The organism is Kribbibacterium absianum, assembly GCF_030067705.1.
GTDB classification, from domain to species: domain Bacteria; phylum Actinomycetota; class Coriobacteriia; order Coriobacteriales; family Atopobiaceae; genus Kribbibacterium; species Kribbibacterium absianum.
On sequence record NZ_JASJEX010000002.1, the window covers coordinates 275,665 to 302,415 of the forward strand.

The window sequence follows — 26,751 nt, forward strand, 5'->3', positions numbered from 1 at the left end:
GAAATCTCACCCGTTCCCCCAAAAGGCAGGTAGGCCCTTGGCCCAACGTGGGTAGCATGACCGTGGCCATGGAAATATATAAGCAGGAAGCAAACAGCGAACAACCTGCAAGAACGAGAAGGAGCGGATGTATGGAAGACAACGTTCTCTTGGTAGGGGAGCCCATGGGGCTCTTCATCGCCAACGAGCCGGGCCCCCTGGACGAGGTGGGCTCCTACGATTTCGCGGTGGCCGGCGCCGAGTTCAACGTGGCCGTTGGGCTCACGCGCCTGGGGCACCGGGCCTCGTTCCTCACCAAGCTGGGGCCCGATCCCTTTGGCGACCGCATCCTCAAGCTCATGGAGCGCGAGGGCATCGCGACGGACCAGGTGCTCCGCACCGAGGGGCGTCCCACGGGCTTCATGCTGAAGTCGCAGGTCGTGACCGGCGACCCACAGATCTACTACTACCGGAAGGGCTCGGCCGCCTCGACGCTCTGCTCCCAGGACCTGGTCGGCCTCGACCTGTCCCGCTGCGGCCTCGTCCACATCACGGGCATCTCCGCGGCGCTCTCGGACTCCTGTCGCGCGGCCATGCTGGACCTGGCCGGCCGGGCCCACGACGCGGGCGCCCTCGTGTCCTTTGACAGCAACCTGCGCCCGCAGCTGTGGGCGAGCGAGGAGCTCATGCGCGACGTCACCAACGAGCTGGCGTGCCTCGCGGACGTCTTCCTCCCCGGTATCAACGAGTGCCGGGTGCTGGTGGGCACCGACGATCCCGAGAAGGCCGCCGCGTGGTACCTGGAGCGGGGCTGCCGGCTCGTGGTCATCAAGCTCGGGGCCCAGGGCGCCTACTACGCGGACGCGCAGGGGCGCTGTGGCGTCGTCCCGGGGTTCGTGGTCGAGAAGGTCGTGGACACCGTGGGCGCCGGCGACGGGTTCGCGGCCGGTGTGATCTCTGGCCTTCTGGAGGGCCTGCCTGTGCCTGAGGCCGTTGAGCGCGGCTGTGCCGTGGGCGCGGTGCAGGTCACGGTGCGCGGTGACAACGACGGCCTCCCCACCCGGGAAGAACTCGCGTCCTTCATGGCCTCTCGTCCCCGCTGCTCGGATGCGGCCCCTCGGGAGGTGGCGTAGATGGCAACGTTGACGGAACGGGAGTTGGTGGAGCGGTTCTCGGCCTTGGGCGTGGTGCCCGTTGTGACCATCGATGACCCGTCCCTGGCCCCTGCCCTGGGCCGCGCGCTGCAGGCCGGAGGGCTGCCGGCCGCCGAGGTCACCTTTCGCACCCCGGCCGCTGCGGACTCCATCGCAGAGCTGCGCGCCCAGTGCCCGGACCTGCTGGTGGGCGCCGGGACCGTGTGCGACCTCGCGTGCGCCAAGGCGGCAGTGGCAGCGGGCGCCCAGTTCTGTGTGTCCCCCGGCATACCGGCCGAGGCGTTGGACTGGTGCCTCTCGGAAGGGGTGCCGTTCGTGCCGGGCGTGGCCACGCCCACCGAGGTGATGAGGGCTCGGGAACGAGGGGTCAAGGCCCTCAAGCTCTTCCCGGCACAGGTGCTGGGCGGCCCCGCGCTCATCAAAGCCCTGGCCGGCCCCTTTGCGGACGTGCACTTCATGTGCACGGGAGGCGTCCGCCTCGACTCGGCGGCGGACTACCTGGCCCAACCCACCGTCTTCTGTGTGGGTGGCACGTGGGTGGCGCCCCCGACAGCGCTGGCCAGTCACGACCTGGCCACAGTGGAGCGCCTTTGCCGGGAGGCGAGCGCCGAGGTGGCGAGAATCCGTCGGGCGCCGGCACCTCACGTCGCCTGAGCGCGAACCACTCCATCACCGGTTCGAGGAGCGTCCCCGGCTCAAACGCCGCGGGGCGCTCTTTCTGTGGGGCGGACTTTGGAGAACGCTGTTTCACACAACTGGTGAACAGTAAATATATTTCAAGAGTTCAGAGGTTATGGGTCCGGTCGAGAGGAGCCATTCGCCGCTGTTCCTGCGTGCCACGTTGACCAAGAAGAGCTGCATCGACAGCGGCAGATTCAGCACGAGTTCACGCAAACAGATTATTTACCAGCGCGTTTATCTGCCAATGGGAGCACCAACCGCCCATCGTCGTTTTTCGACCGCTCGCGGGCGACGACCGGTTGTGCGGGGATCCCTTGGGAGCATTGGAAATATATAACACCGTAACGGCGGGGAGCTGGCCACCCCCTCCTCAGGCTTTGCACCTTCCAACCCCAAAGGAGCACCCATGAGCACCAACCTGTTCGACCTCACTGGCAAGAAGGCCATCGTCACCGGCGATGCCGTGGCCTCGGCCACGGCATCGCCGAGGGCCTGATGGAGGCGGGCGCCGAGGTCGTGATCTCTGGCACCAAGGACACCGTGGCAAACGTCGCGCAGGAGTTCTGCGACCGCGGCCTCAAGGCCCATGGCATCAAGGTGGACATCGGTGACCGCGAGGCCTGCGAGGCGGCGTTCAACCAGGCCGTCGAGACCCTGGGCGACCTCGACATCCTGGTGAACTGCGCCGGCGTCCAGGCGCGCCATCCCTCCGAGGAGTTCCCCTTCGAGGACTGGGACTGGGTCGTCAACGTGAACCTCAACGCCACCTTCCAGTTGTGCCAGCTGGCCGGTCGCGTCTTCCTCAAGAAGGGCTACGGCAAGATCATCAACCTGGCGTCGATGCTCTCGTTCTTCGGCGGCTTCACCGTGCCGGCCTACGCGGCCTCCAAGGGCGGTGTGGCCCAGCTCACCAAGGCGCTCTGCAACGAGTGGGCGGGACGCGGCGTGAACGTGAACGCCATCGCGCCCGGCTACATGGACACCGACATGAACACCGCGCTCACGGACCCGTCCAACCCGCGCTGCAAGGAGATCACGGACCGCATCCCGGCCCATCGCTGGGGCAACGGCGACGACATGAAGGGCGCCGCGGTGTTCCTGGCCTCCCGCGCCTCCGATTACGTCGACGGCGCCGTCATCCCCGTCGACGGTGGCTACTGGGTCAAGTAGCCCTCTTTCCCGGCCGGGGCGCCCGGGGCGTCCCGGCGTCCCTTCCCGTCTCATCACAAAGGAGGATCACGATGCAGGTGGTCATCACCGATTGCGACCACGATTCCATCGACATCGAACAGGGCGTGCTCGACGCCGCCCAGCTCCCCTTTCGGCTCGAGCAATGCCACACCGAGGACGAGCTGATCCAGCGCTGCGCCGACGCCGACATCTTCATCAACCAGTACGCGCCGGTCACCGAGCGGGTGCTCGAGGCGCTGCCCAACCTCAAGATGGTGGTCCGCTACGGCGTGGGCGTGGACAACGTGGACGTCGACGCGGCCACGGCGCACGGCGTGCAGGTCTGCAACGTTCCCGACTACGGCATGAACGAGGTGGCCGACCAGGCCATCGCGCTCATGATGGCGCTGCTCCGCAAGGTGGTGCCCATGAACCAGCAGACCAAGACCGAGCGCTGGGACTACACCGCCGCCATTCCGAGCCATCGGCTCTCGGAGCTCACGGTGGGCGTCGTGGGGCTCGGCCGCATCGGCCGTGAGTTCGCCAAGCGCGCCCATGCCCTGGGCATGAGGGTCATCGGCTACGACCCGTACTTCTCGCCCTCCGAGGAGTTCGACTTCATCGAGCAGGTGGACCTGGACACGCTTCAGCGCACCGCGGACGTCATCTCCGCCCACTGCCCGCCCGAGACCGCCATGGGCATGTTCGACGACGAGGCCTTCGACCGCATGAAGGACACCGCGTACCTGATCAACGTGGCCCGCGGCGGCATCGTGGACGAGGATGCCCTCGACCGCGCGCTCACCGAGGGCAAGATCGCCGGCGCCGCCTTGGACTGCATGGCCCACGAGCCGGTCTCGCCGGACGACCCGCTGTTCCGGCACGAGAACCTGCTGGTCACCCCGCACATGGCGTGGTACTCGGAGGAGGCGGCGGCCGAGCTCAAGCGCAAGGTGGCCGAGGAGTCCGTGCGCTTCGCCGCCGGCGAGCCGGTCCGCTACCCCGTCAACTCTCTCACCTAACCCACCGCGCGGGCCCTCCCGCGCCTCCGTCCCAAGGGGGCGACACTCATGAAGAAACGGATCCCCATCCTTATCGTGGGCACGGTCCTGCTCCTGTTCCTTGGCCTCATCTACGCCTACTCCGTGGTCATGGCCCCGCTCAAGGCCCAGTTCGAGTGGTCGGTCTCGGGCATGACGGTGATCTTCGCGCTGTCCATGATCGCCTTCACCATCGGCAACCTCGTGGCCGGCAAGCTGCTCAAGAAACACGACGTGCGCTTTGTGCTCCTCGTGGCCGTCGCCTTTTTGCTGGTGGGCTTCATCGGCTCCACGTTCGCGAACGGCGCCGGCAGCCTCGGCCTCATCTATGTGACCTACGGCGTCATCGCGTCCATTGGAATCGGTTTCATCTACAACGTGATCGTGCCCACCATCACCGCCTGGTGGCCTGACCACGTGGGCCTCGCCCAGGGCATCTGCCTCATGGGCTACGGCTTCGGCGGCTTCATCCTGGGGCCGGTGGTGACCGCTGTGTACCAGACGGTCCCGTGGCAGTGGGTGTTCTGGGGCATGGCGCTGATCTTCGGCGCGCTCACGCTGCTCTCCTCGGTCATCATCCGCATGCCGAGCGCCGAGGAGCTGGCCGCGCTGCCCCAGTCCCACAAGTGCGGCGCGTCCGCTGGCAACGCCTCCGGCACCGTGGACCACGACACCGCGTACCTGTTCCGCGACCCCACGTTCTACCTGTTCTACCTGTGGATGTTCCTGCTCGGCTCGGTGGGCATGGGCATCACGGGCATCGGCAAGGAGTTCCCCGTCTCGCTGGGCGCCGACGCCATGACGGCCGCCTTCGTGATCGGCTTCGTGAACATCGGCAGCGGCTGTGGGCGCCTCTTTGGCGGCGGCATCCTCGACAAGGTCGGCCGCGCCGGGTTCATGGTGGGGACCAGCCTGCTCTTCCTGGCCGCCACGCTCGTGATGCAGGCGTCGTTGGCCTTGGGCTCCATCCCGCTGCAGATCTTTGGCTGCCTGCTCTCCGGCATCAGCTGGGGCGCCGTGATCATCACGATGGCCTTTGTGGTCCGCAAGGTCTGGGGCAACGCGAACTTCGCCGAGAACCTCGCCGTCGTGAACAGCTACGGCATCCTGGCCGCGCTCGTGGGCTCCATGGGTGCCGGGGCGCTCGCCCAGGCCGTCGGCAGCTACTCGGTGGTGCTCGTGGTCATGAGCTGCATGGCCGTGGCCGCCCTGGTGGACGCTTGTGTGCTCAACCGGGTCCGTGACAAGCAGGCCATCGAGGCCGCGACCAGTCCCGTACCCGAGCAACCTGGTGCCCCTGCGGCCCTTGAGCCCGTCGAGTCCGACGAGGCGGCGTAACGCCCGCCGATCCATCCCATCCACGACCAAGGAGCCATCATGGCTGAGAACGACTGCATGTACTGCACCATCGGCGAGCCGGGCACGGACGTCGCCGACTTCGGGATCTTCCTCAAGGAGCTGCCCAGCTCCAACCTCATCCTCTTCCGCGAGCAGAGCCATCCCGGCCGCGTGATCGTGGCCGCGAAGCAGCACGTGGACGACATCTCGGACCTTTCCGAGGACGAGGCGCTCGCGTACCTGGCCGACGTCCGTCGCGTGGCCAAGGCCCTCCGCAAGGAGTTCAAGCCGGACAAGCTCAACTTTGGCGCCTATGGCGACAAGATGCACCACCTGCACTTCCACCTGGTCCCCAAGTACGCGGACGACGACTACGAGTTCGGCGACGTGTTCGCGATGAACCCGCACCGCACGGAGCTCGCGGCCGAGGAGTACGACGCCCTGGGCCGGCGGGTGCTCGCCGCGGTGGAGGCCGTAGAGGCGTAGCGCCGCGATGCCGGCGGGGCGCGCCGGCGGAGCCTCGCCGGCGCACCAAGGGGCTTCTCTTGAGCGAGGGGCGCCCGACTCTGCAAGGGTCGGACGCCCTTTTGCATGGGGCTGGAGCATCCCGGGGACGCGCGGGCGACGTTTCTCTACGGAGAAACATTTTTCTGGAACCGGAAGGAAACCGTGGTCGCGTATCGTGCACAGCGTCGGCAAAGGAGGGGTCGTGAGCATTTCCCATCGCATCCAGACCAGCATCGACGCGGCGGCGTGCCTGTACCGGTTGGAACGGGAGCCCAAGGAGGCCGCCGCCGACTACGTGCTGCGCACCCTCACCTACAACATCCAGATGCTGTACATGCCCCCCGGCGCGCTGCTGCGCGAGCCGGACATCGCGGCGCGCCTCGGCGTCTCTCGCACGCCGGTGCACGAGGCGGTGAAGTCGCTGATCGCCGCGCACCTGGTGTACGTGGCGCCAAAACGGGCCACGTTCGTGTCGCTGATCGACATGGACGTGCACGCCCAGGGGCGGTTCGCGCGCGGCGCCATCGAGCCGTTGCTGATCGACCAGCTCCAGGGGCGCTTGACCCCGGAGCAGCACGAACGGTTCCGGGCCAACATCGACCGGCAGCTGCGCGTGGCCGCCGACGGCGCCAACCCCCGGGAGATGGTGCAGGTGGACGACGAGTTCCACCAGCTGCTCTACCAAGAGACCGGCAACGAGCTGGTGTGGGAGGCCACGCGCGCGCTGGCCTCGCAGTTCGACCGGGTGCGCCACATCGGCTTTGTGCTGGGCTACGAGCGCCTCATGGTGGACGAGCACGACTTCATCCTCGACATCCTGGAGACCGGCGGCGTGCCGCTGTCGGACGTGTACGACATGGTGGCCGTGCACCTGCGGGGCTACGAGCGGTTCATCGACCGCCTGAAGCAGGACCACCCGGACTACTTTCTGGGCTCGGGCGGTTACGCGGAGACGCGCTAGGCGGGACGTGGGCCCGCAGGTGAAATCACGCTGAAACATGCTGCCGGCACATGGTCGCTCGTACCGATGGACATCGCTTCGACCGGCTGCGCGACCACCGTTCACGGTCGCAAAAACCAGCCATCTAGCTGGTGCTTTGCCGTTGACGGAGTCACGGGGTCATTAAGTGACGAATCAAGATACTCTGAATAGCACGTCTGAACGCAGGCCGCCCCTCACGGGCTCGACGGCGCGGAGCGGCCTCGACATCAAGGAGGCAGCCATGGCTGAGAAGGTCAAGAACGTCGTGCTCGTAGGCCAAGGTGGCGTCGGGAAGACGATGGTGGCCGAGGCCATGCTGCATCTTTCCGGCGCGACCAACCGCCTTGGCGGGCACTCGGGCACCAAGCCCACGCTCGACTACGACCCCGAGGAGGAGAAGCGCTCCTTCTCGATCAAGCTCTCCACTGCGCCGGTCACCTGGAACGGCTGCCGCCTCAACGTGATCGACGCCCCCTGCTACCCGGACTTTGTGGGCGACGCCTATAGCGCGCTCGCCGCCTGCGAGACGGCCATCTTCGTGACCGACGCCGCAGCGGGCCCCCAGTCCACCACCATTCGCCTGTGGTACGCCGCCGAGGAGCTGTCCCTCGCGCGCGCCGTCTTCGTGAACCGCATCGACCGCTCCGAGGTCCCCTACGAGGACACCCTCGCCGAGCTCACCGAGCGCTTTGGCAGCCGTCTGGCCCCCGTCACGCTGCCCATGGGCACCGGCGCGGCGTTCGACGGCATCATCGACGTCATCCGCATGCAGGGGCGCCGTCTGGGCGCCGACGGAAAGGCCGAGGTCTTCGACCTGCCGGAGGAGTACACCGAGCAGGCCCAGGAGGCCCGTGACGCCATCGTGGACCTCGTGGTGGAGGCCGACGACGACCTCATGATGAAGTACCTGGAGGGCGAGACCCTCACCACCGAGGAGATCGAGGGGCTGCTCGGCAAGGCCATCGCCGAGCGCATCTTTGTGCCGGTCTTCGCGGGCGTGGCCGTGCGCGAGGAGGGCATCGTCTCGCTGCTCGACGACATCGTGGCCTACTTCCCCGGCCCGGACACCTACGGCAAGGTGCCTCTGGTGAACGGCGAGCAGCTGGACGTGGACCCGGACGACGACCGCCCGGTGGCCTTTGTCTTCAAGATCCTCAACGACCCGCAGCAGGGTCGCATCGCCTTCATCAAGGTCCTCACCGGCACCATCACCTCGGGCACCGAGCTCACCAACGGCCGCACCCGCAAGTCCGAGCGCCTGAACCACCTGTACCGCGCCATGGGCCGCGACTTCACCGAGGTCAAGGGCGCCGAGGCCGGCGACATCATCGTGGTGCCCAAGCTGGAGGCCCAGACCGGCGACACGCTCTCCGCCACCGGCAAGGTGGAGGCCGCCGCGTTCCGCTTCCCCAACAGCCTGTACCGCATCGCCATCGAGGCCGACCAGCGCGGCACCGAGGACAAGCTCTACACCTTCCTTGAGAAGATGGCCGACGCCGACCCCACCCTCAAGATCGAGCGCGACGAGGACACCGGCCAGACGGTGATCTCCGCCATCGGCGAGGCGCAGGTCTCGGTGCTGCTCGACCGCCTGGAGAGCCGCGCCAACGTGAGCGCCCACACGGTGCCCCTGCGCATCCCGTACCGCGAGACCATCCGCCGCACCGCCACCGGCCACGGCCGTCACAAGAAGCAGACGGGCGGCGCCGGGCAGTTCGCCGACGTGCGCATGCGCATCGAGCCCAACCCGGGCGGCGGCTACGAGTTCCTCGACGAGGTCGTGGGCGGCACGGTGCCCCGCGGCTTCATCCCCGCGGTGGACAAGGGCGCGCAGGAGACCATGCGCGAGGGCGTGCTGGCCGGCTACCCGATGATCGACGTGAAGGTGGCCCTCTACGACGGCCAGTACCACCCGGTGGACTCCAACGAGATGGCGTTCCGCACCGCCGCGCGCCTGGGCTTCCAGGACGCGGTGTCCCAGGCCGAGGCCGTGCTGCTGGAGCCGATGGCCAAGCTGGTGATCACGGTGCCCGAGAGCTACGCCGGCTCCGTGATGGGCGACATCTCGGCGAGCCGCGGCCGCGTGGAGGGCATGGACACCACGGACAAGGGCGAGGTCCGCGTGCAGGCCACCGCGCCGTACGCCGAGGTGGTGGACTACGCCACGCGCCTGCGCTCGCTCTCCCGCGGCACCGGTGAGTACACCATCGAGGTGGAGGGCTACGAGCAGGTCCCGCACGACGTGCAGGAGAAGCTGGCGAAGGAGTACCAGGAGCGTCGCGCCCAGGGCAAGTAACGGGCGACGCGGGCATTCCGTGCCGCAGCTTCCTTTTCGAACTGAAGCGCTGGAAGGCGCCCTCGGAGGCCTGAGGCCACCGGGGGCGTCTTTTCCGCCGCCGATCCCGTGCGCCGAATGCGGAATTCGCCCCTGCAGGCTCGTGGCGAGCGGGGCGCCCGTGACGGGCAGATAGCGGGAACTCGGGAAGGCGCTAGTGGTTATACAGCCGTTTACATTCCAGCGAAGCTTTCACAGCCTTTTACTGTCGGCCTAAAGCGTCGGTGGCGACGCTTTGGGCCGGTGCGTTGTTTGCGCCCCTCATGCCCTGCGCAATCCGAAAGCGCGGGAGGGTGCCCTTGGGTTCTCAGACGACCAGGGGTGGGTTTTCGTGCGCTGAAGGGGATAACGGCAGTGCCGAAATCCGGTTCTAGTTGAGTTCAACCTGCTGGTTATGGTTGATTTCAGCCTGCCAATGTCAGAAACTGGCAGAACGCATCAGTGTCCAAATGACTGTCTCTGCTGTTGATTGCACCCTAACTGGAGGAGAGAGGGCATGGAGAGAAGCCGCATGTCCCGGACCGCAGGAGCCCACAAAAACCGCATGGGGGGGTCGCTCACCGCTAGCCCTTCTTGGGGTGCTGCTGGCTGTGACCCTTGTTGCCGTAGTGGCTTTGGGATCCCGTAACGCGCAAGCAGACACGGGGGACCCCACGTGGACGGCCGACCCGTCGACGGCGGGCGACTACACCACCATCCTCGGCGATGACACGCCAATGAACGGCCGCTACGCCGGTCGCGTGTGGACCGACAAGTCCGTTGAGACGGACCAGACGAACGGTGTTTTCAAAACCACGTTTAGTGCCTTGGGCTCCTCGCGCGTGATCAACTCGAGCATCCGGAACCCGCTGGACGTGGTGTTCATCGTGGACGTGTCGGGATCCATGGATCAGGACGGTAACGGACGCATTCAGGCGGCCACCGAGGCGCTCAATACTGCTGTGGGTCAGCTTATGAAGAGCAACCAGCACAACCGGGTGGCTGTGACCACGTTTGCTCGCTCGGATGGCAACAACACCAAGACCTTGATGCCCCTGGGACACTACAAGGCAAGCAATGGAGAAGAGATTAGCAAAGACAATGCTGCCTTCTCATATTCCCGCAATGGTAGCTTGAGTATCACGGCGCGAAATGCCAACAACCAGCTGGTCACCGGGAGTTCCTCTGTGACAGGTGGCACGAACACGCAGTATGGCATTTACGAGGGAATGCAGATTCTCGCAAATGTTTCCGACACCAAGCTTGCTGTTGGCACCACGGAGCTTCAGCGCATTCCGGCTGTGGTGCTCCTGACCGACGGCGCTCCAACCTTTTCGATCGATGAAGGGGACTGGTGGAATCTTGCTGGCCATTCTCCCGATCAAGTAGGCCCTGGTAGCAATCCCTATTACGGCAATGGCATGCTCGCAATGATGGAGGCCTCCTACTGGAAACAGCAGATAAGCAATCACTATGGCGTGGCTGGGTCCAAGTATGACACTCAGATGTTCACAGTGCGTGTTGGCAGCCTTTCTGGTAACAATCTTTATCTCGCCAATGTGACTCTCGATCCAAATCAGTATCTTTCCACAAACAACACCATGTCGAACTCCATTAGAAATGCTTGGAGCGACTATATCAATAAAAGAACAACCACCGTTCAGGTTAACGACTCACGTTGGGAAACCAATGAAATAACCCTCAACCATCCCACCAGCGACGACATCACCAGCCTCTACTACGCCGACGGTGCCTACACCGCAGGTACTGACGACCTCGGCGGTGTGTTCGCGAACATCATCCAGCGTCTCCAGAACACTGCTTTCAACCCGGTGACCGACACCCTGGGCGAGGGCATGACGCCCCTCACCTACGAAGACCCCATCGGCGAGTACATGGAGGTCAAGGGGGTCACCTCCGTGGAACTCTTTGGTGAGGTCTACGACGAAGACGATGGCGTGACCTATGACAGCGCTACTGGTACCGTTTCGCTGCCCAATATCTCTCTCGAGCACCCGGTGTACAAGACTCCGTTCAGCCTCTCCGACATCGCAATCAAGGTGACGGAGAAGGACGGCAAGCAGACACTTACCTGCACGGTGCCTGCCAACGTGCTCCCGGTGCGCGTGGAGACCATCGACCTCGACGAGAATGACGATCAGACAAACTTCACCTCCAACCGCGACACCAACGATGCGCGGCCCCTGCGGCTCAACTACACGGTGGGCTTTAGTTCGGATGTGCTCACTGATGGCAAGGTCGACCTCTCCAAAGTGAGCGCCGATTACAAGGTCAAGCATCGTCAGAAGGATGGCAGCATCGCCTTCTACAGCAACATCTATAACTCCGCGAACGTGCAAGACGACAAGACTGCCGGCGCTGCCACTGCCACTTTCGCCCCGAGCAAGGACAACCGGTTCTATTACTTCCAGGCCAACCGGCCTATCTACGCCAGCGGCACTGAAGGCGTTCTGGGTAAGGATGGCAGCGTGCCCGACCAGCCCCTCACTACGCTCGACGGATGGGACGATAAGGCGACCTACTACCTCGTCATCGACTACCACGAACTGGGCGCCGAGCAGCAGGTGAACCGCGTTGTGGCCCGTACCGGCGCCGAGCTTAAGAAATCCGTGGAAGTCAAAGGCGGTCAGGTCGTCACGAAGGTCCACTCCCCACGCCTGGGCAACACCCATCACTTCACGCAGGAGAAGGAAGCGGCGGGGACTATTTCTGCCAATCCGACTGGTACCGCAGCTCTGGCGTACGCTCCCACTTATCAGACCAGTGAGGGGACCACTGACTATCAGATCAAGGCCTACCTGGGCAACAACGGTCGTGTGACCGTGCCCACCACCGGCTTCTCGGTGAGGAAGGCCCTGACCATGGCCAATGGTCTTACCGCCCCCGACCAGGCCTTTGACTTCAACCTCGCCGTCACGAACGGTACCCCGGGCGATGTGGTCGTGACCCAAGCCGACGGTACCTCCAAGACGCTCACTCCCACTTGGAACAGCGGCACGACGACCGTCCAGCTCAAGGCCGGCGAGACCGTCTTTGTGGAGACGAGCCCCGGAGCGCACTGGACCGTGACCGAGACCGCACCTAATACCGAGGGCTTTAGCTTCGAGAAGGCCGAAGGCTCCTCCGGCACCGTCACCGTTGACCAGAATACTCGGAGCGCCGAGGGCAACGCCACGGCCGGCGAGGTCCTGACAGCCATCTACACCAACAGCTACACCCCCGAGGTGGAGTGGCCCTCCGCTGACGGAAGCATTCCCTTTACCAAGACCATGACGGGCAACCTGGCCAGCGGTCAGCCCCGCGGCTTCGTGGCCGGTGACAGCTTTACCTTTACCCTTGAGGCCAACGAGGGCTCACCGCTGCCCCGGGCCAAAGACGGCGACGTGACCTTTGAGGTCAACGCCGTGGCGGTGAAGGTGACTGCGGTGAATACCGACGGAACCTTCAACCTCGAGATCACCACCCAGGGGGAGGGTCATTCCGTGACCACCACCCGGGCCAACGCGGGCTCCTTTGGCGCCGCCTTCTCGCCCATCGTCTTCGACGCCCCGGGCACCTATACCTACACCCTCTCCGAGGCCCGTGCGACGGCTAGCAACGTGGTGGCCGGCGTCACCTACGATGGTGCCAAGTACACCTACATGGTGACCGTTGCCGTCGATGAGACTGACAGGACCCAGCTCAAGGTGACCCACGTCCAGACTGACGTGGCCAACGCCACCGACCCCAACGCGACCGCTCCTTCTGTAGCCGATGACGGTAGGGTGGGCCCGGCAGCCTTCACCAACAGCTACGACACCGACAAGGTGGTGCGCCGCTTTGGCGTGAAGAAGACCCTGTCTGGCAAGCCCCTCGAGGCCGGCGCCTTCAGCTTTAAGGTGGAGGCCCAGGGCGCCCACGCCCTCACTGCCGGCGAGGTGGCGGACCTGACCGGCGGCGTGCCCAGCAACGAGCAGGCTGCCGATTACGGCTACGCCGAAGACTCGACCCAGCCCATGCCCGCCAGCGACACCGCCACCAACAACGCGAGCGGCGCGGTGGACTTTGACGGCATCGCCTTCACTGCCGCTGACGCCAGTCTGGCCGGCGACGCCACGGATACGGACGCCCTCTCTCGCGGTGTGGTCTACAAGTACCAGGTGAGCGAGGTTGTGCCCGGGGATGCCGTCAGCAACGTCAAGGATGGTGTCACCTACGACACCACGCACCATGACGTCTACGTCTATTGCCACGTGGAGACCATCGGCGGCGTCTCTACCGTGCGCTCCCAGGTGATTTACGGTCACGACCACGGCACCCCTGACCCGACGACAGGTGTGGGCGTGATTCCTTTCAGCAACAGCTACGAGGCGCAGGGCGCAGCCACCATCTCCGGCACCAAGACCATCGATGGTCGCACTTTCCGTGAAGGCGACACCTTCACTTTCACCCTCTCCGAAGTGGTGAACGGCGTGGAGGGCCAGCCCATCCTGACAAAGGAGGTCCCCGACGGCCAGGCGGACAAGAACTCCCTCGATTTCTCCTTCGACCCCATTGCCTACAGCCAGGCCGGCACCCACACCTATCGCGTGCGCGAGGTCACTCCGGCTGCCGCTGACCGTCTGTCTAACATGACCTACGACACCACCGTGCGCACCGTGACCGTGACGGCTACGGACAACGGCAACGGAATCATTGAAACCGCCGTGGACTACGGCCAAGGGGCAATAGCAGCCGCGTTCACCAACACCTACACGCCTCCCACGGCCACGGTCTCGCTGACGGGCACCAAGACCTTCAACGGCCCCATCACGGCTCAGGCTTTTGACTTCTCCACCTACCAGACCGGAGCAGACTTTGCGACCGCTGGCGTGACCCCTTCCCCCACGTGGGTGAACGCGAGCACTAACACCAGCACCAGCGACGACGGCTCCGTGACCTCCACGGCCACTATCCCGTCGCTGCTGCCGCAGGCGAGCTACGGTCCCGGTGACTACTACTTCGTGATCGCGGAGAACCGGGATCCCGATGACAACGGCGTCGCCTACGACGAGACCCAGTATCGGGTGCACCTCAAGGTGGTCGACAACTTTGACGGCACTGCCACGCCAACGCTGACGATCAAGAAGGTGGTCAACGGCACCGAGACCGATTGGAACGCCGAGACACCGCTGGCCTTCTCCAACACGTACAACGGCAACACCCAATCCACCGCCAACCTCTCCAAAGTGACCCTGAACACCACTGTCCCGGGCGGCGGCTACCAGTTTGAGCTGCGAATCGAGCGCCTGAACGCCGATGGCACGTTCGACAGGCTCGCCAAGGCCGGCGAGGCTCATATGACCGACGTCACGGCGGATGACGACGGGGTCTATCGCGGCTCCAGTGCGGCGGACGGCTCTCTGCCTTTTGGCCAGATCGTCTTCCAGCAGCCGGGCACCTATCGCACCTCGCTCAAAGAGATTGTGCCTGAAGGCGACCGCATCCAGCTGCCCAACAACCACGTCATCGTGAACGACGTGGCCTACGACACGCAGGAAGCCACGCGCACCTACCAGGTGACTCGCTCGGGTCTCGGCCTCACCGTGAACGTCGCCGACTCCAACGGGTTCAACTTCGTCAACGATGGCGGCATTCCTGTGTCGAAGATCGTCACGGCCGAGGGCATGGACGAGAGCCTGATGCCCAAGGGCCCGTTCACCTTCACGGTGAGCGGCCTCGGCGAGGATCAGAGCGCCTACCTGGTGCTTGACGGCAAAGTGACGACCCTCGCCAACGAGTCGACGTTCCAGCTTTCTGCCAACCAGACGGGCCGCATCTACGGCCTTGGCCAGGGTGGCTCGGTCAAGCTGACCGAGGAGAAGAAGGACGGCTTCACGCCGAAGGCCGCCGAGCTGACCGCTTCTGCTGTCACCGGTGGTGCGGCCACGCCTGTCGCCTTCGAGAACCAGTACGAGTCCAAGGGTTCCATCGACCCGGAGGCGGCCGCGAAGCTCAACGTGACCAAGACCCTCACGGGCCGCCACATGACGGCCGGTCAGTTCACCTTCACGGTGGCGCCTGCTGACGAGGCCTCCCGCGCCAGGCTGGCGGCCACCGAACTCAAGAGCCAGGCTGCCGATACTGGCAAGGCCGCTGCTGCCGTGACCGACGACGGCAAGACGCTCGCCGACCTCTTGGGCGCCGTGAAATTCACCCAGGCCGATGCCGGCAAGACCTTCACGTGGAAGGTGACCGAGAACGTCCCGCAGACCGGTGTTCCGGCTGGCTACGCCTACGACGACTCCGAGTTCACCATCAAGGTTGCGGTGAAGGACAACGGCAACGGCACCCTCACTGCCACGCCTTCCGTCACCAAGGGCGACGAGGCCGCTGACGCCATCGGCTTCACCAACCGCTACAGCGCCGCTAGCGCCCAGGCCACGCTCCAGGTGTCCAAGGTGCTCACGGGCCGTGCGTTCGCTGCTGGGGAGCGCTTCTCCTTCGGTCTTGAGGCCATCGACGGGGCGCCCATGCCTGCCGCCGGCGGTGAGGTGACCTCCGTCGACACGAACCTCGGCCAGGCCTCCTTCGGCTCCATCACCTACACCCAGCCGGGCACCTACCGTTATCGCATCACGGAGCGCGCAGGCAATGCGCCAGGTGTGACCTACGACCCCACCGTGTTCATCGCGACCGTCACGGTGAGCGACACTGGCGAGGGACGCCTGACCGCCACGGTGACGTACAACGTCGAGAATGGCGCCACTGTCACCATCCCGTCGTTCACCAACCGCTACAACTCGAGCGGCTCGATGAACGGTGTGGCCTCGGTGAACGTCTTCAAGACCCTCGCCGGGCGCCCGATGGACGCGAAGCAGTTCTCCTTCACGGTGACGCCTGCCGATGACGCCTCGGCCGCGAAGGTGCCCACGCAGACCCTCTATTCGCTGGCCGCGGACGCGGGCAAGCGGGAGGCGGCCGAAACCGCGGACGATCAGCTGCTCTCCGAGGTCTTCTCCAAGGTGACCTTCACGGAGGCCGACGCCGGCAAGACCTTCGCCTGGACCGTTGCGGAGAACGCTCCGGCCGAGGACGGCTCCGGCTACACCTACGACCGCGCCACCCACAGGGTGGAGATCAAGGTGACCGACGACGGCAAGGGCACGCTCACGGCGCAGACCCTCGTTGACGACGCCGTGGTAGACGGCGGCCATGCGGCGCTTGTCTTCAACAACGCTTACCAGGCCTCGAGCAACCCTGACGCGGCTGAGGGCTCTGGCCGCGTGACCACCACCAAGACCCTGCTCAACCGCGACCTGGCGGCCGGCGAGTTCGCGTTCGTGATGCGTGACGCCAAGGGTGCCGAGGTGGCTCGGGCCACCAACGGCGCCGACGGCACCGTTGACTTCGGTGCGCGGACCTACACCTCGTCCCAGGCTCAGGACGACGTGGCGGCCGGTGTGGCCACGATGAGTCGCGTGGACGGCAAGCCCGTCTATCACTACACCTACACGCTGGTGGAGGACGTTTCCGCTCTGCCCGAGAACGTGACGGCGCAGCAAGCGGTCGTCTCGGTGACCGTGAACGTGACCGACAACGGCGACGGCACCATGACCTGCGACGTGGTGTGGCCGCAAAACGGGCAGACCGGCTTCGTGAACGCCTATGAGGCCGACCCGGTGCAGGTGCAGGTGGCTGGCACCAAGGTCGTGGCCGCTCCTAGCGGCCTCTCGGTGCCCGACGGCATGGCCGGCGCCTTCACGTTCACGCTGGCCGACGAGGGCGGCCAGGTGATCCGCACCGCCACCAACGACGCCTCCGGCACCGTGGCCTTCGATCCGATCTCCTACACCCAGGAGGACCTCGCCGGTGCGACCGAGCGCACCTTCACCTACACGGTGACCGAGGCGGGCTCCGTGCCCGGCGTCAGCAACGAGGGCGGCTCCAAGACGGTGCAGGTGCTTGTGACCCAGGGCGCGGACGGGCACCTTTCCGCCCGCATGGTGGGCGAGCCCTTCTCGTTCACCAACACCTACGGGGTCGAGGAACTGACCAGCTCGGTGACCGACCAGGTGAGCGTCACCAAGGTCCTGAGCGGCCGCGCTCTGCAGGCCGGGGAGTTCCGCTTCGAGCTGGTCGACCCTGACAGCGGCAACGTTGTGGCCACGGGCACCAACGAGGCAGACGGGCGCGTGACCCTCTCGGCCGTGACCTACACCGAGCCCGGCGAGCACGCGTACGAGCTGCGCGAGGTTGCGGGCGACGCGACCGGCGTCACCTACGACAAGCGTCTGGCCACAGTGACCACCCGGGTGACCGACAACGGCAAGGGCAAGCTCGAGGCCGTGCACAGCGTCTCCGGTGGCAAGGCCGTCTTTGAGAACACCTTCACACCGGTGCCCTATGTGGACCCGGCCTTCGGTGTGGGCGCCAAGAAGGTCCTCATGGGTCGCGACTGGACCGACGGCGACGCCTTCACCTTTGTGGCCGAGGCGGAGACCGAGGGCGCGCCCATGCCCGATCCCGTCCAAGTGGTCGCCACCAAGGACGCCCCGATGGGCACGTTCGGCGCGGTGACCTTCACCCAGCCGGGCACGTACAGCTACCTGGTGCGCGAGTCGGCCGGTGACGAGAAGGGCATGACCTACTCCAAGGCGCTCTATCGGGTGACCTACACAATCGCCCGCGACGAGGCCACCGGCGAGCTTTCCGGCTCGAAGACCGTGACGCTGCTGAAGGCCCATGACGGCTCCGAGGCCACGGGCAACGCGGACGTCATGGAGTTCGTGAACACGTACGTGAAGCCCACAGAGCCGGTCGTGCCTGACAAGCCCACCGGGCCTGACAAGCCGGCCAATCCGAGCAAGCCCAAGCCGGTCTGGAGCATCCTGCCCGAGACCGGGGACGCCCTCGCGGCCCTGGCGCCGTGGCTGGGGGCCGGCGGCGGTGTCGCAGCTCTGGCTGCCGTGGCCGTGCTGCGCGGCGGTCGGCGGAAGAAGTAGCAGCTTCGGCCGAGGACGAGCATTTCGAGCGAGAGGGGCCCGCACCCAAGTAGGGAGCGGGCCCCTCGGCCATGCGAGAAGACATGCTGCTGCCCCGGCTCAAACGCGAGAAACGCACCGGCGTCAGCCCCGCACTCCCTAGTTGGCATGTCTTATGGCCCTCTCTCGTGGAAGGTCCATCGAAAAGCGCGGGAGCGCACCGGGGCTGCAGGGTGCGAAGGGTACATTCGTAGCCGGAATTCAACGCCGCCCCTCTTCACCAAAAGGGTCGGTCGCCACCATCTTTGGGACTCCCCGAAAGGAGCTGCGATGCAGGTCGCACAGCAGATCAAGCCCGACATCTACTGGGTGGGCACGCTGGACTGGAACGAGCGCCACTTCCACGGCTACGTCACCGAGCGAGGCCTGACCTACAACGCCTACCTGATCCTCGACGAGAAGGTCACCCTCATCGACACGGTCAAGAACAAGTTCCACGACGTGCTGATGCAGCGCATCTCGTCCGTGATCGACCCGGCCAAGATCGACGTCGTGATCTCCAACCACGTGGAGATGGACCACTCCGGCTCGCTGCCCGAGATCAAGAAGGCCTGCCCCAACGCCGAGTTCTATTGCAGCGAGAAGGCCGTCGCGGAGTTCGCCAAGCACTATCAGGAGGCGGGCATCGAGTTCCACGCCCTCAAGACCGGCGACACCCTCAACATCGGCAAGCGCACCCTCACCTTCGTCGAGACCCCGATGGTCCACTGGCCGGACAACATGGTCACCTACGACGAGTACGACAAGGTGCTCTTCTCCAACGACGCCTTTGGCCAGCACATCGCCTGCACCGAGCGCTTCGACGTCAACGCGGACTTCTGCGAGGTCATGAAGCAGGCCCGCAAGTACTACGCCAACATCGTGCAGCCCTACGGCATGCAGGCCAAGAAGGCCCTCGACGTGGTGAAGACCCTCGACCTCGAGATGATCGCGCCCGCCCACGGCGTCATCTGGACCGAGCACATCCCTGAGATCCTCGAGCAGTACACGCTCTGGACCAACAACGACCGCGTGGACAAGTGCGCCATCGTGTACGACTCCATGTGGGACTCCACCGCCTACATGGCGCGCGCCATCTGCGAGGGCTTCGTCGAGGCCGGCGTCGACTGTCGCTACTTCGACGTCAAGGACACGCACGAGTCCGACATCCTGGCCTACATCATGGACTGCAAGTACGTGGCCGTGGGCTCCCCGACGCTCAACATGAAGATGATGCCGAACGTCGCGAAGTTCCTCACCTACTTCCTTGGCCTGTCGCCGCGCAACCAGACCCGCGTGGGCCTGGCGTTCGGCTCGTACGGCTGGGCGCCCGTGGGCCCCAAGTCCGTGTACGACGAGCTGAAGAAGTCCGGCTTCCAGCTGCCGATGGACGCCGAGTGCCTCAACTGGCGCCCGACCCAGGAGTACCTGGACGACCTGCAGGCCCGCGTGAAGGCCATGGTGCTCGCCACGGAGTAACGCAGGTTTTGCGAACGCGGCAGGCGGCGCTTCAGCTTCACGAAGCGCTAACAGCGGTTCCCTAGTATGAGAGGGGCCTCTCGGGGAAGATCTCCAGAGGCCCCCTTTTCATCGAGGGGAGAGCCCGGCGGCTCGCCGCCAGACCAAGGAGGACCGATGCAGACGCATCACGTGAACGGCATGCACTGCAAGCATTGCGAGATGCTCGTGGTGATGGAGCTCGAGGACCGGGGCGCGAAGGACGTGCGCGCCGACCACGAGACCGGCGTTGTGGAGTTCGAGGGCGACCTCACTCCGGAGCAGGTGGCCGAGGCCATCGCTGCCGCCGGCTTCGAGCTGGCCGATTAGCCGGGGCCAGCCCCGACCAACCGCGACCGAAAGAGGTGTGGGTCACTAACCCATGGACGTAGCAATAAGTATCATCGCCACCTTCCTGCTGACACTGGTGAACGGGTTCTTCTCGATGTCCGAGATGGCCCTGGTGAACGTCAAGCGCCCCATCCTGGAGCACGAGGCGGAGGAGGGCGACAAGAAGGCCGCGAAGGCGCTCGAGATCTCCGGTGACTCCGGTGACCTGCTCGCGGCCATCCAGGTGGCCATCACGCTGGTGGGCTTCTTCAGCTCCGCCGTTGCGGCCACGAACCTGTCCGGGCCCTTTGGCGGATGGATGGTGTCGCTCGGCATGCCCGCGGGCCTGGCCGACGTGCTCGCGCCGATCATCATCACGCTGATCGTCTCGTACGTCTCCATCGTGATCGGCGAGCTGGTGCCCAAGCGCATGGCCCTGGCCGACTGCGAGGGCGTCTCCAAGAAGGTGGCCGGGTTCCTCGGCGGCTTCACCACGGCCCTGCGCCCGCTCATCTGGGTCACCGCCAAGAGCGCCAACGGCATCTCGCGCCTGCTCGGCATCGCGAGCGCCGACGAGCGCCAGAACGTCTCCGAAGAGGAGATCAAGTACATGGTCTCGGACGCCGACGAGCTGTCCGACCAGGAGAAGTCGATGATCCACGAGATCTTCGACCTGGGCGACGCCGTCGCCCGCGAGGTCATGGTGCCGCGCGTGGACATGACCGCCGTCGAGGACACCGAGACCCTGAACGACGTGCTCAAGGTCATGCGCAAGACCGGGTACAGCCGTGTGCCGGTGTACCACGAGGACGTGGACCGCATCGTGGGCATCGCCCATATCAAGGACCTGATCAGCCCCATCATCGACGACGGCAAGGGCGACGCGTCCGTCGCCGGGTACGTGCGCGAGGCCGACTTCGTGCCCGACACCAAGGACATCATCCCGTTGCTGTCCGAGATGCAGACGAGCCACGACCAGATGGTCATCGTGGTGGACGAGTACGGCGGCACGGCCGGCGTCATCACCATCGAGGACATCGTCGAGGAAGTGGTGGGCGAGATCGAGGACGAGTTCGACCCCGACAACAAGTACCTCACGAAGCTCGGCGACCGCGAGTGGCTCGTGGACGGGCGCTACTCCATCGACGACGCCATCGAGCTGGGCTGGCCCATCGAGGACTCCGACGAGTACGAGACCGTGGCCGGCTTTGTGCTGGACACGGCGGACGGCGTGCCGAGCCCGGGCGAGGTGCTCGACGTGGAGGGCTGGAAGTTCCGCGTTCAGTCCATGCGCGGCCGTCGCATCGCGCTGCTCCGCGTGATCGCGCCCGAGCCGCCTGCGCAGGAGGACGACGAGGAGGAGGCCGCCAAGGACGGCGGCTGGCTGTCCCAGATCCGCGGCAAGCACGACGACAAGGACCGCGAGGACGGCTCTGAGGGCTCCGACGAGGGCGCCCACCAGGTCACGAACGTGGACGTGGAGGACGGCGTGGTCGACCCGACCCCCGAGCAGAAGAAGCAGGCGGAGGAATAAGGTCGCCTCTGAGAGAAGAACGGCCCCGCGCGTGCTCCTCAAGGGAGCCGCGCGGGGCCGTTCGGGTTTGCGCGGGTGGTGCGACGGGGCACGGGCGGCGCCGCCTAGCTTTTGTCGGAGCCCTCGTCATCATCGTCGCCAAAGATGCCGTCGAGGAACGAGTCCTCCTCGCCGGGCTGCTTCTCGTGGTTGAAGTACATCTTGGCCGTCCTGCGCTCGAGCACGAAGGCCACGACCAGGCAGATGACGAGACCGGCGCCGAGGAGCGTCAGCACGCCCTCGCGGGTGGAGAAGAGCCATGTGGCGAAGTCCATGGTTGTTCCTTTGGGTCGAAGGCGCGCAGGCGCCGAGGTATCGGCACGTAGACGGCTAGTATAGACTCAAAAAACTGGCGGTCGAGAGCGGCGCTCAGCTGGCGCTCAGCCGTTCATAAGGTCGCGACGGGCGCGGCCCCGAGCAAGAAAGGCGCTCCATGCTGGACATCAAAGCAGTACGCGAGAACTCCGAGGCCGTGGACGCGGCCATGGCCAAGCGTCACAAGAGTTGGGATCGCGACCGCTTTTTGGAGCTGGACGCCGAGCGCCGCGCCACGATCGCCGAGGTGGAGACCCTGCAGGCCGAGCGCAACCGCGTGTCCAAGGCCATCGGCCAGCTGATGCGCGAGGGCAAGCGCGAGGAGGCCGAGGCCGCGAAGGCCGAGGTGGCGGCCAACAAGAAGCGCATCGCCGACCTCGACAAGCAGCGCGACGAGCTGGACGGGCAGCTCAAGGGCCTGATGAGCGCGGTGCCCAACATCCCGGACGCGTCGGTGCCCGAGGGCGTCGACGACTCCGAGAACACCGAGGTGCGCCGGTGGGGCACCCCGCGGCAGTTCGACTTCGAGCCCAAGGCCCACTGGGACCTCGGCCCCGACCTGGGGATCATCGACTTCGAGCGCGGCGTGAAGATCGCCGGCTCCCGCTTCTACCTGCTCGGCGGCATGGGCGCCCGCCTGGAGCGCGCGCTCATCAACTACTTCGTGGACATGCACATCAAGGCCGGCTTCAAGGAGTGGTGGCCGCCCGTCATCACCAACGCCGACACCCTGTACGGCACAGGTCAGCTGCCCAAGTTCGAGGAGGACCTGTTCCATGTGAGCCCGGACTTCTACCTGATCCCGACGGCCGAGGTCATGCTCACCAACATCCATCGCGGCGAGGTGCTCGACGGCTCCAAGCTGCCGCTCTGGTACACCGCGTTCACCCCGTGCTTCCGTGAGGAGGCGGGCAGCGCCGGGCGCGACACGCGCGGCATCATCCGCGTGCACGAGTTCGACAAGGTGGAGATGGTCAAGTTCGCCAAGCCCGAGGACTCCTACAACCAGCTGGAGTCCATGGTGGAGGAGGCCGAGCTCTGCCTCCAGGGGCTCGGGCTGCCGTACCACGTGGTGACGCTCTGTGGCGGCGACCTGGGCTTCTCGGCGGCCAAGACCTACGACCTCGAGGTGTGGCTGCCCAGCTACAACAACTACAAGGAGATCTCCAGCTGCTCCAACTGCACGGACTTCCAGGCGCGCCGCGCGAACATCAAGTACAAGGACCCGAGCGAGTTCAAGGGCACCCGCTACGTGCACACGCTCAACGGGAGCGGCCTCGCGGTGGGTCGCGCGATGGCCGCGGTCATCGAGAACTACCAGAACGAGGACGGCACGGTGACGGTGCCCGAGGCGCTCGTGCCGTACATGAACGGCGTGACGGTGATCGAGCCCGAGGAGGGCGTCACCGCGTAACGTGCTGCAGGGGCGGCATTGCCCGCGATTCGTTTGATATCCAACAGAGGGCCCGGCCCGGTGCTTCGACACCGGGCCGGGCCCTTTGCGTCTGTAGACAGCCGGTATGAAGTTGACGTCGCAGTGTCTACGGTGCTGAATCCGCAGCTACCGGCTCTTGGCCTTCCGGATGGCCGAGAACAGCGCCGCGAACTCCGGCTCGAAGACGCTGTCCGGCAGGCGCACGAACGCGATGTCGTGGGTGATGGGCTGCTCGGCCAGAGGCACCTGGCGCAGCGTGCCGTCGGCCAGCTCGCCTTCCACGGCCGCACGGTAGAGGAACGCCATGCCGAGCCCCTGCCGACACCAGAGCTTGAGCACCTCCAGGCTGCCTATCTCGGACACGTCCGCAAAGGACGAGGGGCTCAGGTTGCGGGCCGCCAACGCGTGCTCCAGCACGGCGCGGGTGCCCGACCCCGGCTCGCGCACCAGCAGCGGAACGCCGAGCAGGTCCTCAAAGCGGGCGGGACCGCGGGGCACCTCCAGCCCTGGCGCGGCGACGCAGATCAGCTCCTCGCGGCAGAGCGCGTCGCAGGCAAAGGCACCCGCGTCGAAGAACCCCTCCACAAAGGCGCAGTCCAGCTCGCCGGTCCGGAGCTGGCCCAGCAGGGCCGCAGTGTCCGCCGAGGTCACGCTCATGCGGGTCTCGGGATGCTCGCCGAGCCATGCGCCGAGCGCCGACCCCACCACATAGCGCCCCGCCGTCATCGTCATGCCCACGCGGAGCGGCCGCGCGGTGCCGCGGGCGACCGATTGCACCCGCTCGCGGAGCAGGCCCTCGTCGTGGGCCATGGCCCCCAGCGCGTCGCGCACCAGCTGGCCGGCCGGCGTGAGCCTGAGGCTGCGGCCGGCGCGCTCGAACAGCGGCGCGCCGTACTCGTGCTCCAGGTAGGCGATCTGCTGCGACACGGCCGGCTGTGTGATGTGCAGTTCCTGGGCGGCGCGGGTGAAGCTCAGCGTGTCGCAGGCGGTGAGGAACGTGCGGACGCGCGGGTCCAGCATGGCGGCTCCATTCCCCTCGGCTCCGTTGTAAAGAGACAGGACTGTCTCACTATAACGGACTGTGATGTATCTATCAGAAAAGATAAGTTGTGCTTCTCTGTGCTGCGAGGCACAATACTTGATCGATAGACGTGAATGAATACGAAAGGACTCCGTTGGAGAAGACCGGCACCTACCTACACCATGCCATCCGCAACGTGCCCATCCCGATGGCCGGGGTCGCGCTCGGCCTGGCTGCGTTGGGCAACCTGTGGCAACCCGTCGCTCCCTGGGCCCATGCCCTCTGCGGCACCGTGTCGCTGGTCATGGCGCTGCTCGTGGCCGCTCGTATCGCGCTCTTCCCCAAGGAGGTGCGCGAGGACCTGGCCAACCCGATGGTGGCCGCCGTCTCCGCGACGTTCCTGATGTCCTTCATGCAGCTGGCCACCTACCTCGCGCCGTACTTCTACATGGGGGCGGCGGTGCTGTGGTTCGCGTCCGTGGCCTGCCATCTGTGCCTGATGGCCTGGTTCTCCGTCCGCCACATGAAGGACGTGGGCCTCTCCCAGGTGTTCCCGACGTTCTTCATCGCCTACGTGGGCATCATCGTGGCGTCGGCCACCTCGCCGGTGTTCGGCATGCAGGCGCTCGGTCTCGTGCTCTTCTGGCTGGGCTTCGCGGCCTACCCGCTGCTGCTGGTGCTCGTGACCATGCGCTATGTCAAGCACCCGATGCCCGAGGCCGCCCAGCCGCTGTTCTGCATCTATGCCGCCCCGGCCAGCCTGTCGCTCGTGGGCTACCTCACCGTGGTGCCGGACCCCAACCCGGTGTTCGTCACGGTGCTGCTGATCCTGGGCCAGGCGCTCTTCCTGATGGTGCTCACCCAGGTGCCCCGGTTCCTTAAGGGCGGCTTCAAGCCCAGCTTCGCAGCCATGACCTTCCCGTTCGTGATCAGCGCGGCCGCCCTCGGCAAGGCGCTCGACTTCTTCCAGGTCGACCTGGGCATCCAGGGCCTCGTGCCGCTGGACTGGGTGTGCGGCGCCGAGGCGGTGTTCGCGGCCGTGATGGTGTTCGTCGTGGTGTTCGGCTTCGCGCGCTTCCTGCACGGCCACGGCATGAAGGCCCACGCGCAGGCCTAGCCCGCTCCCAAACCTCCCAGGGTGCCACGCACCTCGGGAGGTTTCCGCCCAGGGTGCCACGCATCCCAGGAGGTTTCGACAAAACCGCAGCTCAAGAACGTCCCGCAACCGTCCGTTGCGGGACGTTTTGGTTTCGCGAACTAGAATAGGTGGGATCCCGCGCCGCCGTCCGGCACTGTGGTCACGTCGGACGACCCAAGGATGTGAGAGGAAGCCATGAACGTCGCCATCGCGGACCGCCTTGCGAACCTGCGCAAGGAGCACGGCTACACCCAGGAGCAGCTGGCCGAGCGGCTCGGCGTGTCCCGGCAGGCCGTGAGCAAGTGGGAGCGCACGGAGAGCTCGCCGGACACGGACAACTTGATCGCGCTGGCCGCGCTCTATGGGGTGACGCTGGACGAGTTGATCTATGGCCGGGAGGCGGACGGCGGAGCCCAGGTCGCGCAGCCCGAGGAGGCGGAGCAACCGGAGCCGGAGGAGGTCGAGCAACCGGAGCCCGAAGAGGGCGCCGAGTGCCCTGCGTCCGAGGAGGAGCCCGTGCCCGAGGAGGCGGCCGAGTGCCCCGCTGCCGAGCAGCCCGCGCCCGAGGACGCCGAGCAACCCAGCGAGGGGGCGCCCGACGCCGGCGCCTCTTCCCGCGACTCCGTGCGCTGCTCGTTGTCCGACGGCATCACCGTGGACGCAGCGGACGCGAAGGTCCATGTGGGATGGGACGGCGTGTTCGTCCACGACATCGCCAGCGGCGACACGGTGAACGTGGGTCCGGGCGGGGTCCACGTGGACGCGCAGAGCGCCGAGCACACCGTGCGGACCGGCGATGACGGTGAGGTCTGGATCGACGGCGTGCGCTACGAGAACTGGGGAGAGGCCCACAAGGCGTGGGAGCGGGACTACGGCGGCACGTACCGCTCGCCGGTGTCTCGGTTTCCCATGGCGGGGCTGGCGCTGGTCGCGTACCTGCTCGTGGGGTTTCTCGGCGGGTTCTGGGTGCAGGGGCTCGCGCTGCTCGCCGTCCTGCCGGCCTGGGGCGCCTTCTGTGGCCTGTGTGACGCCGTGGGCGGGGGCAAGTCGTCCAAGAAGATCAAGGACGAGACCTGCGGGATGGCCTTCTGGTGCGGCCTCTCGTCATTCCTGGCGATCGGGTTCCTCACGGGCGTGTGGCACCCCACGTGGATGCTGGTCGTCGCTGGCGTCGCGGGCTCGCTGATCATCGACGCCGTGTGGCGCGGATGACCTCCCCGGGTGCGACCTCCTCGGGTGCCACGCACCACAGGTGGAAACCTCCCGGGATGCGTG

Annotated in this window: 17 protein-coding genes and 1 pseudogene; 16 read left to right on the top strand and 2 right to left on the bottom strand. The window is 65.9% G+C overall.

Annotated elements, in window-relative coordinates:
- Nucleotides 1-131 precede the first annotated feature (131 nt).
- The 13 genes and pseudogenes from QJ043_RS04250 to QJ043_RS04305 all read left to right on the top strand — a co-directional run bounded on the left by QJ043_RS04250 (nucleotide 132) and on the right by QJ043_RS04305 (nucleotide 21,528).
- The gene (locus tag QJ043_RS04250) at nucleotides 132-1,112 is read left to right on the top strand and encodes a sugar kinase (protein ID WP_283713632.1); all 981 of its coding nucleotides are present in this window, start codon (nucleotides 132-134) and stop codon (nucleotides 1,110-1,112) included.
- Complete coding sequence (gene eda / locus QJ043_RS04255; protein WP_283713631.1) at nucleotides 1,113-1,787, top strand: bifunctional 4-hydroxy-2-oxoglutarate aldolase/2-dehydro-3-deoxy-phosphogluconate aldolase; 675 nt, start codon at nucleotides 1,113-1,115, stop codon at nucleotides 1,785-1,787.
- Nucleotides 1,788-2,309: 522 nt separating this feature from the next.
- Nucleotides 2,310-2,984: an SDR family oxidoreductase gene (locus QJ043_RS04260; RefSeq protein WP_283713630.1), complete on the top strand. Its 675-nt coding sequence runs from the start codon at nucleotides 2,310-2,312 to the stop codon at nucleotides 2,982-2,984.
- A 71-nt stretch (nucleotides 2,985-3,055) separates the two neighbouring features.
- Complete coding sequence (locus tag QJ043_RS04265) at nucleotides 3,056-4,006, top strand: C-terminal binding protein (protein ID WP_283713629.1); 951 nt, start codon at nucleotides 3,056-3,058, stop codon at nucleotides 4,004-4,006.
- 48 nt (nucleotides 4,007-4,054) lie between these two features.
- The gene (locus tag QJ043_RS04270; RefSeq protein WP_283713628.1) at nucleotides 4,055-5,362 is read left to right on the top strand and encodes an MFS transporter; all 1,308 of its coding nucleotides are present in this window, start codon (nucleotides 4,055-4,057) and stop codon (nucleotides 5,360-5,362) included.
- A gap of 39 nt (nucleotides 5,363-5,401) precedes the next feature.
- The gene (locus QJ043_RS04275; protein WP_283713627.1) at nucleotides 5,402-5,848 is read left to right on the top strand and encodes an HIT family protein; all 447 of its coding nucleotides are present in this window, start codon (nucleotides 5,402-5,404) and stop codon (nucleotides 5,846-5,848) included.
- A 223-nt stretch (nucleotides 5,849-6,071) separates the two neighbouring features.
- Nucleotides 6,072-6,830: a GntR family transcriptional regulator gene (locus QJ043_RS04280; RefSeq protein WP_283713626.1), complete on the top strand. Its 759-nt coding sequence runs from the start codon at nucleotides 6,072-6,074 to the stop codon at nucleotides 6,828-6,830.
- Nucleotides 6,831-7,092: 262 nt separating this feature from the next.
- The gene (gene fusA, locus QJ043_RS04285) at nucleotides 7,093-9,147 is read left to right on the top strand and encodes an elongation factor G (protein ID WP_283713625.1); all 2,055 of its coding nucleotides are present in this window, start codon (nucleotides 7,093-7,095) and stop codon (nucleotides 9,145-9,147) included.
- Between the two features lie 755 nt (nucleotides 9,148-9,902).
- Nucleotides 9,903-10,295, top strand: a pseudogene (locus QJ043_RS09795) (VWA domain-containing protein); the annotation flags it as partial.
- Between the two features lie 471 nt (nucleotides 10,296-10,766).
- Nucleotides 10,767-18,149, top strand: a complete 7,383-nt coding sequence (locus QJ043_RS04290; protein ID WP_283713624.1) for a Spy0128 family protein — start codon at nucleotides 10,767-10,769, stop codon at nucleotides 18,147-18,149.
- A gap of 309 nt (nucleotides 18,150-18,458) precedes the next feature.
- Complete coding sequence (locus tag QJ043_RS04295) at nucleotides 18,459-19,646, top strand: FprA family A-type flavoprotein (protein WP_283713623.1); 1,188 nt, start codon at nucleotides 18,459-18,461, stop codon at nucleotides 19,644-19,646.
- Between the two features lie 156 nt (nucleotides 19,647-19,802).
- Nucleotides 19,803-19,994 (top strand): heavy-metal-associated domain-containing protein, encoded by a 192-nt coding sequence (locus QJ043_RS04300; protein ID WP_283713622.1) that lies wholly within the window; start codon nucleotides 19,803-19,805, stop codon nucleotides 19,992-19,994.
- A gap of 52 nt (nucleotides 19,995-20,046) precedes the next feature.
- Nucleotides 20,047-21,528, top strand: a complete 1,482-nt coding sequence (locus QJ043_RS04305; RefSeq protein ID WP_283713621.1) for a hemolysin family protein — start codon at nucleotides 20,047-20,049, stop codon at nucleotides 21,526-21,528.
- Nucleotides 21,529-21,632: 104 nt separating this feature from the next.
- Here the strand turns inward: QJ043_RS04305 and QJ043_RS04310 are convergent, their stop codons facing one another.
- The gene (locus QJ043_RS04310; RefSeq protein WP_283713620.1) at nucleotides 21,633-21,842 is read right to left on the bottom strand and encodes a DUF6724 family protein; all 210 of its coding nucleotides are present in this window, start codon (nucleotides 21,840-21,842) and stop codon (nucleotides 21,633-21,635) included.
- Between the two features lie 158 nt (nucleotides 21,843-22,000).
- On the opposite strand from QJ043_RS04310, the gene serS reads away from it, so the two are divergent.
- Nucleotides 22,001-23,296: a serine--tRNA ligase gene (serS, locus tag QJ043_RS04315; RefSeq protein ID WP_283713619.1), complete on the top strand. Its 1,296-nt coding sequence runs from the start codon at nucleotides 22,001-22,003 to the stop codon at nucleotides 23,294-23,296.
- 147 nt (nucleotides 23,297-23,443) lie between these two features.
- Here serS and QJ043_RS04320 read toward each other — a convergent pair whose 3' ends face one another.
- Nucleotides 23,444-24,337 carry a LysR family transcriptional regulator gene (locus QJ043_RS04320; protein WP_283713618.1) on the bottom strand — a complete coding sequence of 298 codons (894 nt, stop codon included), beginning with the start codon at nucleotides 24,335-24,337 and terminating at the stop codon, nucleotides 23,444-23,446.
- 155 nt (nucleotides 24,338-24,492) lie between these two features.
- Here QJ043_RS04320 and QJ043_RS04325 point away from each other — a divergent pair, with 155 nt between their 5' ends.
- Together QJ043_RS04325 and QJ043_RS04330 are read left to right on the top strand one after the other, a co-directional pair.
- Nucleotides 24,493-25,455, top strand: a complete 963-nt coding sequence (locus QJ043_RS04325; RefSeq protein WP_283713617.1) for a TDT family transporter — start codon at nucleotides 24,493-24,495, stop codon at nucleotides 25,453-25,455.
- Nucleotides 25,456-25,671: 216 nt separating this feature from the next.
- The gene (locus QJ043_RS04330; protein WP_283713616.1) at nucleotides 25,672-26,688 is read left to right on the top strand and encodes a helix-turn-helix domain-containing protein; all 1,017 of its coding nucleotides are present in this window, start codon (nucleotides 25,672-25,674) and stop codon (nucleotides 26,686-26,688) included.
- Nucleotides 26,689-26,751: the final 63 nt, after the last annotated feature.

What these genes read in the sequence shown, in the direction of transcription:
- QJ043_RS04250 (WP_283713632.1), top strand. Translation starts at nt 132, where the DNA reads ATGGAAGACAACGTTCTCTTGGTAGGGGAGCCCATGGGGCTCTTCATC.
- eda (WP_283713631.1), top strand. Translation starts at nt 1,113, where the DNA reads ATGGCAACGTTGACGGAACGGGAGTTGGTGGAGCGGTTCTCGGCCTTG.
- QJ043_RS04260 (WP_283713630.1), top strand. Translation starts at nt 2,310, where the DNA reads ATGGAGGCGGGCGCCGAGGTCGTGATCTCTGGCACCAAGGACACCGTG.
- QJ043_RS04265 (WP_283713629.1), top strand. Translation starts at nt 3,056, where the DNA reads ATGCAGGTGGTCATCACCGATTGCGACCACGATTCCATCGACATCGAA.
- QJ043_RS04270 (WP_283713628.1), top strand. Translation starts at nt 4,055, where the DNA reads ATGAAGAAACGGATCCCCATCCTTATCGTGGGCACGGTCCTGCTCCTG.
- QJ043_RS04275 (WP_283713627.1), top strand. Translation starts at nt 5,402, where the DNA reads ATGGCTGAGAACGACTGCATGTACTGCACCATCGGCGAGCCGGGCACG.
- fusA (WP_283713625.1), top strand. Translation starts at nt 7,093, where the DNA reads ATGGCTGAGAAGGTCAAGAACGTCGTGCTCGTAGGCCAAGGTGGCGTC.
- QJ043_RS04290 (WP_283713624.1), top strand. Translation starts at nt 10,767, where the DNA reads ATGTCGAACTCCATTAGAAATGCTTGGAGCGACTATATCAATAAAAGA.
- QJ043_RS04295 (WP_283713623.1), top strand. Translation starts at nt 18,459, where the DNA reads ATGCAGGTCGCACAGCAGATCAAGCCCGACATCTACTGGGTGGGCACG.
- QJ043_RS04300 (WP_283713622.1), top strand. Translation starts at nt 19,803, where the DNA reads ATGCAGACGCATCACGTGAACGGCATGCACTGCAAGCATTGCGAGATG.
- QJ043_RS04305 (WP_283713621.1), top strand. Translation starts at nt 20,047, where the DNA reads ATGGACGTAGCAATAAGTATCATCGCCACCTTCCTGCTGACACTGGTG.
- QJ043_RS04310 (WP_283713620.1), bottom strand. Translation starts at nt 21,842, where the DNA reads ATGGACTTCGCCACATGGCTCTTCTCCACCCGCGAGGGCGTGCTGACG.
- serS (WP_283713619.1), top strand. Translation starts at nt 22,001, where the DNA reads ATGCTGGACATCAAAGCAGTACGCGAGAACTCCGAGGCCGTGGACGCG.
- QJ043_RS04320 (WP_283713618.1), bottom strand. Translation starts at nt 24,337, where the DNA reads ATGCTGGACCCGCGCGTCCGCACGTTCCTCACCGCCTGCGACACGCTG.
- QJ043_RS04330 (WP_283713616.1), top strand. Translation starts at nt 25,672, where the DNA reads ATGAACGTCGCCATCGCGGACCGCCTTGCGAACCTGCGCAAGGAGCAC.